This is a genomic window from Bacillus sp. SIMBA_005 (assembly GCF_046535585.1).
GTDB lineage: Bacteria > Bacillota > Bacilli > Bacillales > Bacillaceae > Bacillus > Bacillus pumilus.
This window is the reverse complement of the sequence record NZ_JAWRWI010000176.1, coordinates 1-312: the sequence shown is the minus strand read 5'-3', so window position 1 is coordinate 312 and position 312 is coordinate 1. Positions and strand designations below refer to the sequence as shown.

2 protein-coding genes are annotated in these 312 nt (G+C 49.7%); both read right to left on the bottom strand.

Annotation, left to right across the window (positions count from 1 at the left end):
• The coding region (locus tag SB660_RS19645) for a biotin/lipoyl-containing protein (protein WP_410583935.1) at positions 1-123 on the bottom strand (123 nt) is incomplete at its 3' end.
• Positions 124-137: 14 nt separating this feature from the next.
• Positions 138-312: transketolase C-terminal domain-containing protein (locus tag SB660_RS19640; protein ID WP_410583933.1), on the bottom strand; the 175-nt coding region annotated here is incomplete at its 5' end.

Sequence of the window (312 nt, the reverse complement as noted above, 5' to 3'; positions counted from 1 at the left end):
CGAGTTGATGCTGGCGATGCTTTCTCCCTTTTCTACCGGGTCGCCGACTTTTTTATTCCAGACGGATACTTCACCTTTCTTCATCGCCATTCCCAGCTTCGGCATTACTACTTTTACAGCCATTCTGTATCCCTCCTTTAATTCATTGCCGGCTCGCCAAGCAATTCAAGCGTGACGCTGACAATTTGGTCTGGTGTCGGCAAATATTGATCTTCAAGCACCGGCGAAAACGGCACCGGTGTATGCGGCGCTGTAATCCGCTTAATCGGTGCATCAAGCAAATCAAAGCCCTTATCGGCGACAATCGCAGCA